The organism is Streptomyces sp. NPDC102274 (assembly GCF_044766385.1).
In the GTDB taxonomy this organism is placed as follows: Bacteria; Actinomycetota; Actinomycetes; order Streptomycetales; family Streptomycetaceae; genus Streptomyces.
In genome coordinates this window covers 1-15,582 of record NZ_JBIWLW010000032.1, presented here as the reverse complement: position 1 = coordinate 15,582, position 15,582 = coordinate 1, and the positions used below count along the sequence as shown (strand labels likewise).

The 15,582-nt window shown below is 70.1% G+C and carries 11 protein-coding genes, 1 tRNA gene and 1 pseudogene; 8 read left to right on the top strand and 5 right to left on the bottom strand.

What is annotated here, in order from left to right:
* Positions 1-383: 383 nt before the first annotated feature.
* Both ACIRQP_RS32425 and ACIRQP_RS32420 read left to right on the top strand, forming a co-directional pair.
* The gene (locus ACIRQP_RS32425) at positions 384-851 is read left to right on the top strand and encodes an ATP-binding protein (RefSeq protein ID WP_403896437.1); all 468 of its coding nucleotides are present in this window, start codon (positions 384-386) and stop codon (positions 849-851) included.
* Between the two features lie 168 nt (positions 852-1,019).
* On the top strand, positions 1,020-1,781 hold the full coding sequence (locus ACIRQP_RS32420; protein ID WP_403896434.1) for a cupin domain-containing protein: 762 nt from the start codon (positions 1,020-1,022) through the stop codon (positions 1,779-1,781).
* An 84-nt stretch (positions 1,782-1,865) separates the two neighbouring features.
* Here the strand turns inward: ACIRQP_RS32420 and ACIRQP_RS32415 are convergent, their stop codons facing one another.
* A complete protein-coding gene (locus ACIRQP_RS32415; RefSeq protein WP_403896431.1) occupies positions 1,866-4,247 on the bottom strand; it encodes a discoidin domain-containing protein in 2,382 nt (793 codons plus the stop codon).
* A gap of 271 nt (positions 4,248-4,518) precedes the next feature.
* On the opposite strand from ACIRQP_RS32415, the gene ACIRQP_RS32410 reads away from it, so the two are divergent.
* Positions 4,519-7,839, top strand: coding sequence for a family 78 glycoside hydrolase catalytic domain (locus ACIRQP_RS32410; RefSeq protein WP_403896428.1), 3,321 nt, complete (start codon positions 4,519-4,521; stop codon positions 7,837-7,839).
* A gap of 88 nt (positions 7,840-7,927) precedes the next feature.
* Here the strand turns inward: ACIRQP_RS32410 and cobF are convergent, their stop codons facing one another.
* Positions 7,928-8,869 (bottom strand): precorrin-6A synthase (deacetylating), encoded by a 942-nt coding sequence (gene cobF / locus ACIRQP_RS32405; protein WP_403896426.1) that lies wholly within the window; start codon positions 8,867-8,869, stop codon positions 7,928-7,930.
* Between the two features lie 157 nt (positions 8,870-9,026).
* Here cobF and ACIRQP_RS32400 point away from each other — a divergent pair, with 157 nt between their 5' ends.
* Genes ACIRQP_RS32400 through ACIRQP_RS32390 form a run of 3 tightly spaced genes read left to right on the top strand, consistent with a single transcriptional unit; the run spans position 9,027 to position 11,910 of the window.
* Complete coding sequence (locus ACIRQP_RS32400) at positions 9,027-9,746, top strand: (Fe-S)-binding protein (protein WP_403896424.1); 720 nt, start codon at positions 9,027-9,029, stop codon at positions 9,744-9,746.
* Positions 9,743-11,182 carry a LutB/LldF family L-lactate oxidation iron-sulfur protein gene (locus tag ACIRQP_RS32395; protein WP_403896422.1) on the top strand — a complete coding sequence of 480 codons (1,440 nt, stop codon included), beginning with the start codon at positions 9,743-9,745 and terminating at the stop codon, positions 11,180-11,182. The genes ACIRQP_RS32400 and ACIRQP_RS32395 overlap by 4 nt, the downstream gene beginning before the upstream one ends.
* Positions 11,179-11,910, top strand: coding sequence for a lactate utilization protein C (locus ACIRQP_RS32390; protein ID WP_403896419.1), 732 nt, complete (start codon positions 11,179-11,181; stop codon positions 11,908-11,910). The genes ACIRQP_RS32395 and ACIRQP_RS32390 overlap by 4 nt, the downstream gene beginning before the upstream one ends.
* Here ACIRQP_RS32390 and ACIRQP_RS32385 read toward each other — a convergent pair.
* Positions 11,900-12,382 (bottom strand): DUF309 domain-containing protein, encoded by a 483-nt coding sequence (locus tag ACIRQP_RS32385; RefSeq protein WP_403896416.1) that lies wholly within the window; start codon positions 12,380-12,382, stop codon positions 11,900-11,902. The genes ACIRQP_RS32390 and ACIRQP_RS32385 overlap by 11 nt on opposite strands.
* Before the next feature lie 104 nt (positions 12,383-12,486).
* On the opposite strand from ACIRQP_RS32385, the gene ACIRQP_RS32380 reads away from it, so the two are divergent.
* A tRNA-Pro gene (locus tag ACIRQP_RS32380) sits at positions 12,487-12,563 on the top strand.
* 85 nt (positions 12,564-12,648) lie between these two features.
* Here the strand turns inward: ACIRQP_RS32380 and ACIRQP_RS32375 are convergent.
* Positions 12,649-13,872 (bottom strand): tyrosine-type recombinase/integrase, encoded by a 1,224-nt coding sequence (locus ACIRQP_RS32375; protein ID WP_403896413.1) that lies wholly within the window; start codon positions 13,870-13,872, stop codon positions 12,649-12,651.
* Positions 13,872-14,129 (bottom strand): helix-turn-helix domain-containing protein, encoded by a 258-nt coding sequence (locus ACIRQP_RS32370; protein ID WP_403896409.1) that lies wholly within the window; start codon positions 14,127-14,129, stop codon positions 13,872-13,874. The genes ACIRQP_RS32375 and ACIRQP_RS32370 overlap by 1 nt, the downstream gene beginning before the upstream one ends.
* Positions 14,130-14,703: 574 nt before the next feature.
* Between ACIRQP_RS32370 and ACIRQP_RS32365 the strand changes: the two are divergent.
* Positions 14,704-15,459, top strand: a pseudogene (locus ACIRQP_RS32365) (NAD(P)H-dependent glycerol-3-phosphate dehydrogenase); the annotation flags it as partial.
* Positions 15,460-15,582: the final 123 nt, after the last annotated feature.

Genomic DNA, 15,582 nt, shown 5'->3' with positions numbered 1-15,582 from the left:
AGCGCGGGGCGCAATCCCCTCCAGGTGGATTCACCCGCGAGTGAACCGGGTCTGACCTGGCCTTTGTTCACGGTGCGGCGCGCCGCCGAAGCACGCCGGCCGCCCGGCGTCCCGGACGTACATGACGCCCTTCCCGGACGTACGCGACACCGTTTACGGACGTACGTGACGCCCTTTACGGACGTACGTGACGCCCTTTACGGACGTACGTGACGCCCTTTACGGACGTACGTGACGCCCTTTACGGACGTACGTGACGCCTTTTACCGACGTACGTGACGCCCTTCACGAAACCGGTGGGCATACCGACGGCGTGTAAGGGCATAAGGGGATCCGAGAAGGGGGTCCCCCGATCGCCCTCACCGGTGCGCGGGGCAGGAGCTATGAACGAACGGTCCATTGTCGGTACCGCCCTGGCGGCCCTCGCGGATTCCGTGCGGCCACTGCGCAAGGCCGCCGAATTCAGCGGGGCGCCCGGCTGCATAGCCGAGGCCAGGCAGCTCGCTGTCCGGTTTCTGCAGCAGCTGGAGGCGGAGTGGTTCGCCGCGCTCGGCGACCGCACGACCGGTGATCTGCTGCTGGTCGTCAGCGAGCTGGTCACCAACGCCGAGCGGCACAGCCATGGACCGTATCTGCTGGAGCTGGAGGGCACGGACCGGCAGGTGCTCGTGACGGTGTACGACAGCAGCTCGACCCTCCCGCACCGCTACGACCGGGATCCCGGCCGGCTGGGCGGTCACGGTCTGGAGATCGTTCACGCGCTGTCCGACCGCCTCGGCGCCGAGCGGGTCCCGGTCGGCAAGCGTGTCCAGGCCGTATTCGACCTGGAGCGCCGCCGGGTCTCGACCTGACGCGGAGGCCCGGAGCGGTGCTCCAAAGGGCCGGCGGCCCGTGCGCCCAGCTCGATCCGACCCGTTGACATCGTTGTACGCGCACCCTACGTTCCTCGTAGAAAGCGCTTGCTGTCCGAGGGGGGCGAAGGATCCGGTGACGCAAAAGACATACCGTGAGCGGCCGTCATGGTGAGCCCGGCGACGGGGTTCGCCGGACTCCCCGGTGCGGTCGCGGTCTCGCATCTGAGTGTGTATGAGTGGGAGTCCCCCGACGGAGTGCGCGGTGGCACCCCGCATCTGCATCTCACCTGTTCCGAGGCGTATGTGGTGACCGAGGGCCGGGGCGCCGTACAGACACTCGGCCCCGCGGGCCCCGACACCACACCACTGGCGCCAGGGGCGCTGGTGTGGTTCACGCCCGGCACCATCCACCGGCTCGTCAACGAGGACGGGCTGCGGATCGTCGTCCTGATGCAGAACAACGGTCTGCCCGAGGCCGGGGACGCCGTACTGACGCTGCCGCCCCGGTACCTCACCGACCCGGACACCTACGCGCGCGCCGTGCGCATCCCGGACGCGGCGGAGCCCGAGCAGGCCGCCGCCGCGCGCCGCCGGCGTGATCTCGCGATCGAGGGATTCATGGCGCTGCGCACGGCGTGGGAGGCGGGCGATCAGCGGCCCCTGCACGACTTCCAGCGCTCGGCGGCCGCGCTCGTACGGCCCCGGGTGGCGCAGTGGCGGGCACGCTGGGAGGCGGGCGCGGCCGAGGCGGCCCGGCAGACCGGAGCCCAGCTCGACCGGCTGGCCGCCGGTGACGCCTCGTATCTGGCCGAGGCGGGTCTGCACACCCGACTCCCGGCGGCCCACGGCAGGTTCGGCATGTGCGGGCGGCTGAATACGTACGACATCCACGGCCCGGACGGAGGCGGTCGGGGCGGCGCCTCCTGACGCGAGCCGTACGCGAGAACGCCCGGCCGGGATCTCCCGGCCGGGCGTTCTCACGTGTTGTTCGCGGCTCAGTTGTACAGCTGCTCAGCTGGTGTACGCCTCCAGTTCGGAGAGCTGCGCGGCCGGCCAGCCGGTGTTGCCCGTGACCGTCACCCGCAGATAGCGGGTCGGGGTCCCGTCCAGAGTGACCGTCGCGGTGTTACCGCCGGCCGGGTTGAAGGTGTAGCCCGCCGACGCCTTGAGCGTGCTGTACGAGGAGTTGTTGGTGCTCCCCGACACACTGAGCGTCTGGGTGCGGGTCGCCCAGGCCGACGCCGGAGGCAGCTTCAGCACCACCCGCTTGACCGCCTTCGACGCGCCGAGGTCCACGGTGATCGTCTGTGGGAAGGCGTTGTTGGTGCTCTCCCAGTACGTGTTGGGGTTGCCGTCGACCGCGTTGGCCGCGCCGTACACATCGGCGTGCCCGGACTCGGTGACCGGACGGCCCTGCGCGAGATTGCCCGGGTCCGTCGGCGGGTCCGTCGGCGGATCGGTGGGCGGATCGGTCGGCGGGTCGGTGGGCGGGTTGGTGGGACCGCCCGGCACACCGCCGTTGGTCCACACCGGGTCGGGCCAGGTGCCGGTGCACGCGGGCGGGTTGGCGTACCAGCCCGAGTTGCCGGTGCCCTGGGTGATCTGGAATCCGCTGCCCACACAGTTGTGGATCGGGTTGGACTGCGCGATATGGGTGGCGGTCACATTGGTGAAGGAAGCGGTGCCCGGCGCCTGGATCTGGAGCGCGTACGTACCGGCGCCGTCGATCCGGATATTGTTGAAGTGCAGCCCGTTCGTCGCGCCCTCGATCAGATGGATGGCGGCGTAGGAGCTGTCCAGGACCTCGCTGTCGGTGACGTTGATGGTGGCGTTGATCGGTTCGTTGAGACCGCTGAACCAGATCGCGCCGACGCCGAAGCGCCAGTTGTAGTCATTGTTTCCGGCCCGGATCAGGGTGTTGCGCGCGGCGGTGGTGGTTCCGGAGACCGCTGTGCCCTGACCGGAGTTGACGCCGGGGTAGCGGTTGGCGATATGCAGCCCGCCGCCGTTGGTGATGGTGTCCGACATGACGTTGTCGGAGATGGTGATGTCCCTGCCGCCGTACGTGACGATGTTGTTGGCCAGGATCGGCAGGATCACGGTGTTGAACGTGAACTTGTTCTTCACGTTCGGGACGTTCTCGGCCCACATGGCCAGCCCGTCGTCACCGGTGTTGCGCACAAAGGTGTTGGTGACCGTCGAGTTGGTGACGCCCATGTGGAAGTTGACGCCGTCCGCGGTCTGGTCGAGGATGCGGCTGTTCTTGATGGTGAAGTTGTCCATCGGGCCGTCCATCCAGGCGCCGCACTTGGTGTGCTGCATCCAGACGTTGTCGACGACCGAGTTGGACATGGCGCCACCGATGGCGTTGACCTGGTCGTTGTCCACGCGCTCACGGATGTCGCCCATGATGGCGAAGTCCCTGAGGGTGACATTGCTGCTGCCGCCCGCGTTGGCGTACTTGCCGTAGACACCGACGGCCTTGCTGCGGTCGGACGGATCACGTCCCGTCAGCACGCTGTACCAGGGACCCGCACCGCGCAGGGTGACCTTGTCGACGATGATGTGGTCGCGCACCTGGAAGGTGCCCTGCGGTATGTAGACCTCCTTGCCCTGGGTACGGCCCGCGTCGACCGCCGCCTGGATCTTGGCCGTCGAGTCGGCGGCGCCGCTCGGGTCCGCGCCGAAGTCGCTCACCACGTCGAGGGCGCCCGCGGGCTTACCGATCGGCGCGGCCACCTGCTCGAAGTCGGCGAGGTCGATGGTGAACGTGGGCGACGCGGCGGTCGAGGAGACCTGGAGCCGGACCTTCGTACCGGCCGCCAGCGTCGACCCGAACATGGTGCGGGTCTCGTCGTAGAAGTGGTGCGGGTTCGTGTCACCCGGGTTGTTGTTGAACGGGTAACCGCCGTAGTACCAGCCGTACTTGGAGGTCACGGGCACACTCTTGAGGGACGTGCCGTTGACCCGTAGATCGATGGTCGCGTCCCGGCCGGTGCCCGCCGCGTTGTCCGGCAGCGAGTAGCGGAACGACATCGCGTTCGCCGGGGCGGTGAGGGTGAACTCCACATACTCACCCACCGCGTCGAGCGTCACGGCCTGCCGGCCCGAGGCTTCCGAGGGCAGCGTGCCGTAGAGGCGGTTGGGGCCGATCAGGGAGCCGTTGGTGGCGGCGTACTCGGCTTCCTGTTCCTTGAACGGCACCGTGGCGCCGCGGCCGGGGACATTGATGGGGGAGGGGGCGGGGACCGCCGCCGCCTGGGCGGCGGGTGCGGTGGAGAGCACCACCGCCGCGGCCGTCCCGGCCACGGCGAGTGCGAGGGATACCGATGCGGAGATGCCGCGCCGGAGCAGGCGGCTTCGTGGGGGTCCGGTGGGGAGTGTCACAGACATACGTCCTTGCGGCTCGTCGGGACTCTGCGGACGCGAAAAGGCTAGAAGTTGGCTTACAAGAAGTCTATGAATTCGCGCAAATTTTGGAGACCAACGCAAAAATCCTCGACCCGACAGCGGAGTCGGGGTCCGGGCGCGGAGTGGTGCGGGGCTCCCTCGCGGCTCGCCCTCACCAGGGGCCCCGCGCACACCTCTTGTAGCGCGGACGCGGTCGGCCCTACGATGCCCGCACGACATGAAACGTTTCAATCCAAGGGGAGCCGCGATGGGCATGGGCTGGACACGCCGAGGTCTTCTGCACACCTCCGTGGCGGGCGCGGGGGTGGGGATCGCGGGACTCGCCGCCGCCTCCCCCGCCGCGGGCGCGCCGTCCGGCGGCTCTTCGGGAACGGGCGGGCGGCGAGGCGGGCTCCGTGTCGCCACCGCCACGGTCGAGTACACCGAGCGGCTCCTCGGCACCGATGTCGCGGCCCCTCTGCTGTCCTGGGAGCTGAGCGGCGAATCGGGCGCCAGGGGCGCCCGCCAGAGTGCCTATCAGATCCGGGCCGCGACCGATCCGCGCGCTCTCGCGGCCGGCCGTGAACTCCTCTGGGACACCGGCCGTGTGGCCTCCGACCGCGGCGTCGCCGTGCCCTACGCGGGCCCCGGACTGCCGCCCCGTACCCGCTGCCACTGGCAGGTCCGCGTCTGGGACGGCGACGGACATGTCTCACCGTGGAGCACGGCCGGCTGGTGGGAGACCGCGCTCGGCGGCGAGCCGTGGCAGGCGCGCTGGATAGGCGCCGACCAGGCACCGGAACCACCCGGCTTCGACGGCGCGTCCTGGATCTGCACCGAGGGAGCGACCACCGGCAACGCCCCCGTGGGCGCCCGGTGGTTCCGCGGCGGACTCGAACTGCCGCCCGGCGCACGGGGCGAGGACGTCGCGCGGGCGACCGTCCTCGCCACGGCCGATGACGATTTCACCCTCCATCTCAACGGCCGGCAGGTGCTGCACGCGCCCGAGCGGGTGGACGGCTGGCGCACCGGACAGGTGGGCGATGTCACCGAGGCCGTGCGGTCCGCCACCGGCGGCCGGATCGTCCTCGCCGCCCTCGCGGCCAACCGCGGCGCGGTCTCCGTCAACCCGGCGGGACTGCTCGTACGGCTGCTCGTCGAAACCGCCCGGGGCACCCGGCACGAGCTGGTCACCGGAGCCGGCTGGCGCGCCGCCGGAACCGAGCAACAGGGCTGGGAGCAGCCGGGCTTCGACGACAGCGGCTGGACCGCGGCGGCCGTACTCGCCCCCTACGGCCAGGGCCCCTGGGGAAGCGGTGTCTCGATCGCGGCGCCCGAGGCGCCCGCGCCCCTGCTGCGCCGCGAGTTCACCGTGGCCGAGCCGGTCAGCCGGGCCCGGCTCTACATCAGCGGACTCGCCTACTACACAGCCGAGTTGAACGGGAAGCGGGTCGGCAGTCAGGTGCTCGACCCGGCCTTCACCGACTACGACGAGACCGTGATGTACGCCGTCCATGACGTGACCTCGCTGCTGCGGCGCGGCGACAACGCCATCGGTGTGACCCTGGGCCGCGGCTTCTACGGCATGACCACCCCCAATGTGTGGAGCTGGCACCAGCCGCCGTGGCACGGCGAACCCCGGCTGCTGTGCCGGCTGGAGGCCGAGCACCCCGACGGCTCCCGCACCACCGTCGTCTCCGACACCGACTGGCGCATCACCGAAGGCCCCACACTCACCAACTCGCTCTACGCGGGCGAGACATACGACGCCCGGCTGGCCCCCAAGGGCTGGACCGTGCCCGGTTTCGACGACAGTTCCTGGCGCGCCCCGAACCCCCAGACGGCGCCCAAGGGCACCCTGCGCGCGCAGCCGCACGACCCCATCGAGATCATCGAGACCCTCACCCCCACCGCGATCACCGAGCTGCGACCCGGGGTGTATGTCGTCGACATGGGCCGCACGACGGCGGGTTGGACCCGGCTGACCGTACGGGCCCCGGCCGGCACCGTCGTCCAGCTCGTCCACGGCGAGAAGCTCACGGCGGACGGGAGCGTCCACGCCGAGACCGGGCATGTTCCGGGACGGTTCCAGCGCGACGAGTACATCTGCGCGGGCGGCGCAGGGAGCGACGGCAGTGGGTCCGGCGGGGGAGAGGCCGAGGTCTGGGAGCCGTCGTTCTCGTACAAGGGCTTCCGCTATGTCCAGGTCAGCGGATTGCCGAGCCGCCCCCGCCCCGCCGATGTGCTGGGCCGGGTCGTCCATACGAAAGTGGCCGAGGTCAGCTCCTTCGACTGCTCGGAGCCCTTCTACGGTCAGCTCGACCGGGCGATGCGCCGCACCCTGCTGAACAATCTGCACGGCATACCGACCGACACCCCCATGTACGAGAAGAACGGCTGGACGGGCGACGCGCAGCTCGGCGCGCCCATCATGGCGTACGCCTTCGGAGTCCACCGCTTCCTGGCGAAGTGGCTCGGCGACCTGATGGACAGTCAGAATCCCGACGGCCAGCTGCCGGTGATCGTACCCAGCGGCGGCTGGGGCTACGGCGACCTCGGCCCCTCCCCGGAGTGGACGACCGTATACCCGTTCCTGGTGCGGGAGATGTACCGGATCTACGGCGACGACCGGGTGGCGCGCGAGCACTGGCCCACCCTGACCGCCTATCTGGACTGGGAGTTGGACCGGCTGGAGGACGGCCTCGCCATCACGGCACTCGGCGACTACCTGCCGCCGGGGTACGGGGGCAACCCGCCCGAGGACACCCGGCTCACGGCGACGGCGTATCTGCACCGCGCGCTGACCCAGACGGCCGAGCTGGGCGAACTGCTGGGACACGGCGAGGTCGTGGACCGATACCGTACGGCAGCCGCCGGACTGAAGGACGCCCTCAACGCCGCGTTCCTGGACCGCGCGTCCGGCCACTACCGGACCGCGAAGGACCCCGGCTACCGGCAGACCTCCAACGCCCTGCCGCTCGCCTTCGGTTTGGTCCCGAGCGGCGCCCGCGCGTCGGTGCTCGACAGTCTCGTCGCCGACATCGCCGCCCGCGGCGACCACCTCAACACCGGCGCGCTGGGCACGAGCGTGCTGCTGCGCGTCCTGTGCGAACACGGCCGCCCCGAGGTCGCGCACGCCATCGCCACCCAGCGTACGTACCCGAGCTGGGGCTACTGGTTCGACAACGGCGCCGACACGATGTGGGAGATGTGGCCGGTCGACTCGCGCTCACGCGATCACTACTTCCAGGGCACGGTCGTCCAGTGGCTGTACGAGAACGTGGCGGGACTGCGCCCCGGGGACGCGGGATACCGGACCTTCACCGTACGGCCCGACGGCCGGACCGGAGTCACCTGGGCGCGCACCGAGATCCGTACGGTACGTGGCACGGCCTCGGTGGCCTGGTCGGCGATAGGGCGTGATCTGCGGCTCTCGGTGCGGGTGCCGGTCGGCGCGACGGCGGAGATCCATGTACCGGCCGAGCGCCCCGAACTGGTGAAGGCGCCGGGCGGGGCGGAGTATCTCCGCACGGAGCCGGGCTTCGTGGTGTACCGGGCCGGGCAGGGCGCCTGGGACTTCGTGGGGCGGAGCTGACCGAGAAGTGCCTTCGAACGTCTTGTGCGTCTTGAACGTTTTGAACGTTTCACCACGGCCGGGCGTGGCGGTCCGGCCGTGGTGGTCCTCAGGGCCTGTCCCGCGGAGACCCGCCGGACAGGTCCGGGTCCCGGCGCAGCAGATACGTGTCCATGATCCAGCCCTTGCGTGCGCGCGCCTCGGACCGCAGCTCCCCGATCCTGTCCGCCACTTCGGAGAGCCGTCCGGAGACCAGGATCTCGTCTTCCGTGCCCACGTAGGCGCCCCAGTGGATGACCGGATCGGCCGCCAGATGGTGCCGGAAGGACTGGTGGGCGTCCAGCATCACCACGACATCGTCCACGCCGTCCGGCCAGCCCTCGGCGAGCCGGCGACCGGTGGTGATCTGTACGGGGCGGCCCACGCCGTTCAGTCCGACCCGGTGCCCGGCGGCCAGCGCGGAGACGCTGCTGATGCCGGGGATGACCTCGTACTCGAACCCAACCGAGCCGCGCGCCAGGATCTCCTCCAGGATGGAGAGCGTCGAGTCGTACAGGGAGGGATCGCCCCAGACGAGGAACGCCCCGGTCCTGTCCCGGCCGGGCCCGTCGTTCCTGTCAGGGCCCTCGTTCCCGTCAGGCCCCTCGTTCGCGTCGGGGCCCTCGCCGTCGCTCAGCTCATGGGTGATCGCGCGCTCGTAGAGGGCGGCGCGCCGGCTCCGCCAGTCGTCGACCGTCCCGGGGTAGCCGGCGCCGTCGGCCGGGCGCTCCCGCTCCGGGTCGCGGAGCTCGACCGTCCGATAGCCCCGGGCGTCCGCGGGCGCGTCGCGGGACCGGTCGGCGGACCTGTCGCCGGCCTCGTCGTCGGACCGGACGGCGGGCTCGCCGACATGGCGGCGAAGGATCTCGTGTCGGAGCCCGATCAGATCGGACTTCCGGGCGCCCTTGTCGAGCAGAAAGAAGACATCCACGCGCCGGAGCGCCTTGACCGCCTGGACGGTCAGCTGGTCGGGGTCACCCACGCCGATACCGATGACATAGATCTTTCTCACCCCGCCGAGTCTGCCCCATGCGCCGCGGCCACCGCCTCACGTCCCTCGGTCGCCTTGTCGCCGTACCGAGAATGGTCATATCCATCGGATGTCTGATGAGCCGTCACCCTCTGCGAGGGTCTTCCGCGCACCCGCGCGCCCGACATATGCTCCGCCCATGCGCGCCGCCCTTTTCGTCACCTGCGTCAATGACGCCGTCTACCCGGCCACCGGTATCGCGACCGTACGGCTCCTCGAACGTCTGGGCGTCGAAGTCGACTTTCCCGAGGCGCAGACATGCTGTGGCCAGCCCCAGTTCAACACCGGCTACCGGCGGGAGACCGAGCCGCTGGTACGGCGGATGACCCGGGCCTTCGAGGGTTACGACTATGTGGTGACCCCGTCCGGATCCTGCGCGGCCATGGTCCGCCACCACTACCCCAAGATCGGCGACAAGGCCGCGGCCGCGCTCGCCGCACGGACATACGAGCTGACCGAGTTCCTGGTCGACGTGGTCGGCGTGACGGATGTGGGGGCGCACTTCCCGCACACCGTCACCTACCACCCCTCCTGTCACGGCCTGCGGCTGCTCGGCCTGGGAGAGCGGCCGCGAAAGCTGCTGGAGTCGGTACGGGGGCTGGAGCTGCGGGAGCTGCCGGGCGCGGACGAGTGCTGTGGCTTCGGCGGCACCTTCGCCGTGAAGAACTCCGATGTTTCGGCCGCGATGGGTCAGGACAAGGTGAGCAACGCGGTCTCCACGGGGGCCGAGGTGCTCTGCGGCGCGGACAATTCCTGTCTGATGCATCTCGGCGGGATCGTGAGCCGCGAGGGCGCCCCGCTGCGCCCCGTACATCTCGCGGAGATTCTGGCGTCGACGGAAGAGGAGCCCTGGTCATGAGCGGTACGTATCTGGGGATGCCGGCGTTTCCGGTCGCGGCGAAGGAGGCCCTCGGCAATGAGACGCTGCGCGGCAACCTCCGGCACGCCACCCACACCATCCGCGACAAGCGCGCCAAGGCCGTGGCGGAGCTGGACGACTGGGCGCTGCTGCGGGAGGCGGGCAAGCGGATCAAGGACCACACGCTGCGCCATCTGGACCGCTATCTGCTGCGGCTGGAGGAGTCGGTCACGGCGGCGGGCGGTGTGGTGCACTGGGCGGCCGACGCCGACGAGGCGAACCGGATCGTGGCGGAGCTGGTGAAGGCCACCGGCGAGACCGAGGTCGTCAAGGTCAAGTCGATGGCGACCCAGGAGATCGGGCTCAACGAGGCGCTGGAGGCCGAGGGCATCTCCGCGTACGAGACCGACCTGGCCGAGCTGATCGTCCAGCTCGGCGACGACCGGCCCTCCCATATCCTCGTCCCCGCGATCCACCGCAACCGGGGCGAGATCCGCGACATCTTCCGCGACCGGATGGGCGCCTGGGGCCGACCGGCGCCCGACGGCCTCTCCGACACCCCCGGCGAACTCGCCGAGGCCGCACGGCTGCATCTGCGGGAGAAGTTCCTGCGCGCCAAGGTCGGCATCTCGGGGGCGAACTTCATGGTCGCCGAGACCGGCACGCTCGTGGTCTTCGAATCGGAGGGCAACGGACGGATGTGTCTGACGCTCCCCGAGACGCTGATCTCCGTGGTGGGCATCGAGAAGGTGGTGCCGAGCTGGCGGGATCTGGAGGTCTTCCTCCAGACGCTGCCGCGCTCCTCGACGGCGGAACGGATGAATCCGTACACCAGCATGTGGACCGGTACGCATGACGCGGACGGCCCGAGCACCTTCCACCTGGTGCTGCTGGACAACGGCCGTACGGACACGCTGGCCGACGAGGTCGGCCGGCAGGCGCTTCGCTGTATCCGCTGCTCGGCCTGTCTGAACGTCTGCCCGGTGTACGAACGGGCGGGCGGGCACGCGTACGGCTCGGTCTACCCGGGCCCGATCGGGGCGATCCTCAGCCCTCAGCTGCGGGGCACCGGGAGCAAGATCGACGCGTCGCTGCCGTACGCCTCGTCGCTCTGCGGGGCCTGCTATGACGTGTGTCCCGTCGCCATCGACATCCCCGAGGTACTGGTCCATCTCCGCGAGCGGGTCGCGGACCGGGGCGGCAAGGGGCACCGGCTGGAGAAGGCCGCCATGAAGGCGGCAGGCTGGGTCTTCGACCATCCGCGCGTGATGGCGGCGGGGGAGCGGGCCGCGTCGAAGACGCGCCGGCTGCATCCCTCGAAACTCCCGGGGGCGGGGGCGTGGACCAACTCGCGCGATCTGCCGGAGCTGCCACCGGAGTCGTTCCGCGACTGGTGGAAGAAGCACCACAACAACCGTAAGGACACAGGGACATGAGCACCGGCGCAGGCGCGGCTTCGGGCATCGGTACGGGGGCGGCTTCGGCCGCTGGTACGGGGGCGGCTTCGGACACCGGTACGGGCGGCGGCGGATCCCGGGAGCGGATCCTCGCCAGGATCCGTGCCGCCGTCGCGGCCGCCCCCGACGCCCCCGAAGCCGCGCGCGACTACCTGGAGACGCACACCCCCGGCGAGCGCGTCATCGACCTGCTCGCCGAGAACCTCGCCGACTACCGCGCGCTCGTCCACCGGACGGACAACGAGGGGCTCCCCGCGCTCATCGCGCGCCTCCTGGCGGAACGCGGCTCCCGAACCGTCCTCGTACCCCCGCTGCTCCCGGCGTTCTGGCTCTCCGCGCTCTCCTCGGTGGGCACCGATCTGATCAGGGTCGAGGACGATCCCACCGCCACGGCCCGGGAACTCGACGTCGTGGACAGTGTGATCACCGGCTGCGCCCTGGCCATCGCGGAGACCGGCACACTGGTCCTGGACGCGGCCCCCGACCAGGGGCGGCGCCGCATCACACTCGTCCCCGACCACCACATCTGTGTCGTACGCACCGCGGACCAGGTGGTCGGCTCCGTACCGCAGGCCATGCCCCGGCTCGACCCCACCCGTCCGCTGACCTGGATCTCCGGACCGTCCGCGACCAGCGACATCGAACTCGACCGGGTGGAGGGCGTACACGGTCCGCGCACGCTCGAAGTCATCCTGCTCAGTGAGTGATTGGCGTCAGCCGAGGAGCCTCGCGGGCCGCGTCCACCTCTTCCCCGCCCGCCACCCGCCCCGCCAACTCCCGGGCCCAGGCGGTCAGTCCGGGCACATCGATACCGTACGGGTCCCGGAACCCGGCGATCGCCTCCGCGCCACGCAACAGCAGCCGCGCCCCACCGGTCGCGTTCCCCCGGGCGGCGTGCGTCAGCCCGACCGCCAGCTGGGCCATCCCCTTCCACAGCGCCCGCTCCGCCTCGGGCCCCGACTTCCACGCGTCCTCGAACACCTCGTGCGCATGGAACGGCTTCCCCGCGTCAAGCAGCCGCTGCGCCTCCGAAAGCGTTTCCCCGGGCGTACGGACCACGCCCTCGGGCTGCCGCTCCACCCCCGGAGCCCCATACGCCAACGGCCGCCCCAGCCCATCCCGCGGCCGCGCACTCCGCGCCCGCCCCTCGTCGTCACGATCCCGCCGGTTCTCCTTCATACGCCGATTGTCGCGCGGACGGCCCGCGTCTTCGCGTCGTCCGGAGTGGGGTAATGTTCTCTTGCGTGGCCGACGAGGGATCTCCCTCCACTGAGGCCACACATCGGGACGTGGCGCAGCTTGGTAGCGCACTTGACTGGGGGTCAAGGGGTCGCAGGTTCAAATCCTGTCGTCCCGACCAGCGTATTCGCAGGTCGCAGGCGGTATCGGAGAAATCCGGTACCGCCTTTCCGTGTTTCTTGGGGACCAGTTGGGGACCAGCCGGTCTAGCGGCGGTGTCCGGGGGCGGGCTGGACGGCGAGGCTGACGGGGGTGCGGACGGGGTTGAGGTGTGCGGTGAGGGCGGCCCCGGCGTTGGTTATCTGTGTCATGTTGGGATGGAGGTAGCGCTGGGTGGTGAGGAGGGAGCCGTGTCCGGCGATTTTGCGGAGGACGTGGGCGGGGACGCCTGCGTCGGCGAACCAGGTGAGTCCGGTGTGGCGGAGATCGTGGCGGCGCAGGTGTTCGTGGCCGAGTGAGGTGACCACCTCGTCCCAGTGGGTGGCGTCGCGGAGGACTGCGGTGGAGATGCGTCCGCCGCGGGGTCCGGTGAACAGCCGGGCGTTGGGGTTGGGTCCGGCGGCCAGGAGCCGTTGGGCGAGGAGGGGGCGGATTTCTTCGATGAGGGGGACTTGGCGGGCGCGTTTGCCTTTGGTGTTCTTGTCGGTGAGTCCGCCGGGTGCGGGGGTGGTCTGGCGGCGGATGGTCCAGATCCAGGTGTGGGTGTCGATGTCACTGACGCGTACGCCGGAGACTTCGCCGATGCGGGCCGCAGTCGCTGCCGCGAAGAGGACGACTTCGCCCCATCCTTGGTAGTGGCCGTGGGAGCGGCCGACGAGGGCCTCGGCGAGGCGGAGCAGTGTGGGCCAGTCGCGTAGGGCGAGGGCGCGGGGGTTGTCGAGTTCGTCTTCTGCTTGTTTGTACTCGCGTTGCCAGCCGGTGACCCGGGCGGGGTTGACGGTGATCAGGCCGTCGCGGACGGCTTGTTCCATGACGCGTACGAGGACGGCGAGGCTGTTCTTGACGGTGGAGCGGCTGTGCTCGTCGGCGATCCAGCCGTGGACCGTGCGGTCGACGGCTCCGTTGGTGATCATACGGACGGGGAAGTGCCCGAGGGCGGGGACGACGCGTCGGCGCCAGCCGGCGAGGTAGGGGGCGAGGGTTTTGAGTTCCAGGCCGCGCAGGGCGAGGTCCATGTTGGCGGTGCCGTACTCGGCGAGGGACATGGTGGCCACGTTCGGGGCGATCCCGGCCTGGGCGGCCTTGAGGATGTCGGTGACCCATTCCTCGGCCTGGTCGTGCGTGTCCTTGCCGGCGGAGAGGGACTTGCGGCGTTTGCTGACGGGGTCGAACCAGCGGACGCGGGCGCGGTAGGGGGAGGGGCGGTCGGGGCGGTGCTCGATGTCGCTGGAGACGCGCACGCCGAGGGGGACGGACTCGGTGTGGGGCATCAGGCGGCCGGCCCGGGGGAGATGCGGCGCTGGGCGATCCAGTGTTCGACATCGCGGGCGCTGTAGAGGATGACGCGCTTGCTCACGCGGACGTACGGGGGGCCTTGGCGGGGGTGTGCGGTGCGCCAGCGGCGGAGGGTGGAGGGATCGACGCGGAGGATGCTGGCGAGTTCCTCGGTCGAATACCAGGGGCCGGGCAGCAGAGTGGCTGACTCGGCGGTGGTGGTTGCTTCGGGCGGGGTGGAGGGGGTGGTCATGGAGTCCTGGGAAGGTGGCGGGACGGGCAGCGGCGGTGTGCGGGTGGCGGAGGGGGTGCGTGGGGGTAAGTCACCCTTCAAGTCTCCGAAGATTCCCCGGTTACCGAAACCGGCGATCACGTGCTATAAAGCCCCCCGCCGGACACCGGCACAGCACGTGCCATCCAGGCGAAGACGCAGCCGCGGCCGCCACCGCAGGACGCGAATGCCTTGTCCAGCGAGGAGGTGAGGGGCCGGAGAGATCCTTCTTTTGCTGGGACTCGGCCGCCCGATTCAGGTGACGGGGATGCTGGCCCTGCTCTCTTCGGTCAGCCGTAACTCGTACGGCTGCTCGCTCTCGCTGACTCCCTCTACGAGCTATGGACTGACCACGAGGCGGACCTGCGGCGCCACCTCGGCGACGACCAGGCCCAGAGCATGCTCACCGAAGCCCGCACAAGATCACGGACCATCGGGGACCGACGCTCGGTCACCGTTACGCTGAGGCGGCCCGGCGGCGAGGAAAGGTGCTCGCACGCCACGGCCCGACAGCGCCGTGCCGGGGGCACAGAACGAAAGGCAGGTAGGTAGGCCGATGCCGACTCGTGTGGCCTTCTACGGAGCTGGATCCTGGGGCACAGCGGTCTCCATGATCCTGGCTGACGCAGGATGCGACGTGATGCTGTGGGGCCGCCGCCCCGGCCTGGTCGACGCCATCAACACCACCCGCGCCAACCCCGGCTACCTCCCGCACGTGCCCCTGCCGGAAAAGATCACCGCGACCACTGATGCGGCCGAGGCCGCCAAGGACGCCGACGTCGCGGTCCTTGCTGTCACTGCCCAGACCCTGCGATCCAACCTCATGCTCTGGGCCCCGCTCATCGCGGACGACACCGTGCTCGTCTCACTGATGAAGGGCGTCGAACTCGGCACGGCCAAACTGATGAGCGAGGTCATCGCGGACATCACAGGCGCGGAGCCCGAGCGGATCGCGGTCCTCTCCGGCCCCAACCTCGCCGGCGAGATCGTCCGCCGGCAGCCCGCCGCGAGCGTCATCGCCTGCGCGGACCCCCAGGTCGTCCTGCGGCTCCAAGCCGCCTGCCACACCCCGTACTTCCGCCCCTACACCAGCACCGACGTCATCGGCTGCGAACTCGGCGGAGCGGTCAAGAACGTCATCGCCCTGGCCGTAGGCATCGCCGACGGCCACGGCCTCGGCGACAACACCAAGGCCGCGCTCATCACCCGCGGCCTGGCCGAGACCACCCGCCTCGCCCAGGCCATGGGCGCCGACCCGCAGACCCTCGCCGGACTCGCCGGCATGGGCGACCTCGTCGCCACCTGCTCCAGCACCGTAGGAAACCGCTAGTTGATACAGCTAGCCTCGCCGTTTCGGTTGGGTCGGCGTCGATTGGTGGCTGGTAACGCGAAAGTGCCTTCTGAACTGGGACGATGAACCTTGTCGAGGGGTTCT

Excerpts from the sequence above, each read along its gene's own strand:
- ACIRQP_RS32425 (WP_403896437.1), top strand. The coding sequence starts at position 384 with ATGAACGAACGGTCCATTGTCGGTACCGCCCTGGCGGCCCTCGCGGAT.
- ACIRQP_RS32400 (WP_403896424.1), top strand. The coding sequence starts at position 9,027 with ATGCGCGCCGCCCTTTTCGTCACCTGCGTCAATGACGCCGTCTACCCG.
- ACIRQP_RS32415 (WP_403896431.1), bottom strand. The coding sequence starts at position 4,247 with ATGTCTGTGACACTCCCCACCGGACCCCCACGAAGCCGCCTGCTCCGG.
- ACIRQP_RS32420 (WP_403896434.1), top strand. The coding sequence starts at position 1,020 with ATGGTGAGCCCGGCGACGGGGTTCGCCGGACTCCCCGGTGCGGTCGCG.
- ACIRQP_RS32390 (WP_403896419.1), top strand. The coding sequence starts at position 11,179 with ATGAGCACCGGCGCAGGCGCGGCTTCGGGCATCGGTACGGGGGCGGCT.
- ACIRQP_RS32395 (WP_403896422.1), top strand. The coding sequence starts at position 9,743 with ATGAGCGGTACGTATCTGGGGATGCCGGCGTTTCCGGTCGCGGCGAAG.
- ACIRQP_RS32385 (WP_403896416.1), bottom strand. The coding sequence starts at position 12,382 with ATGAAGGAGAACCGGCGGGATCGTGACGACGAGGGGCGGGCGCGGAGT.
- ACIRQP_RS32370 (WP_403896409.1), bottom strand. The coding sequence starts at position 14,129 with ATGACCACCCCCTCCACCCCGCCCGAAGCAACCACCACCGCCGAGTCA.
- ACIRQP_RS32375 (WP_403896413.1), bottom strand. The coding sequence starts at position 13,872 with ATGCCCCACACCGAGTCCGTCCCCCTCGGCGTGCGCGTCTCCAGCGAC.
- ACIRQP_RS32410 (WP_403896428.1), top strand. The coding sequence starts at position 4,519 with ATGGGCTGGACACGCCGAGGTCTTCTGCACACCTCCGTGGCGGGCGCG.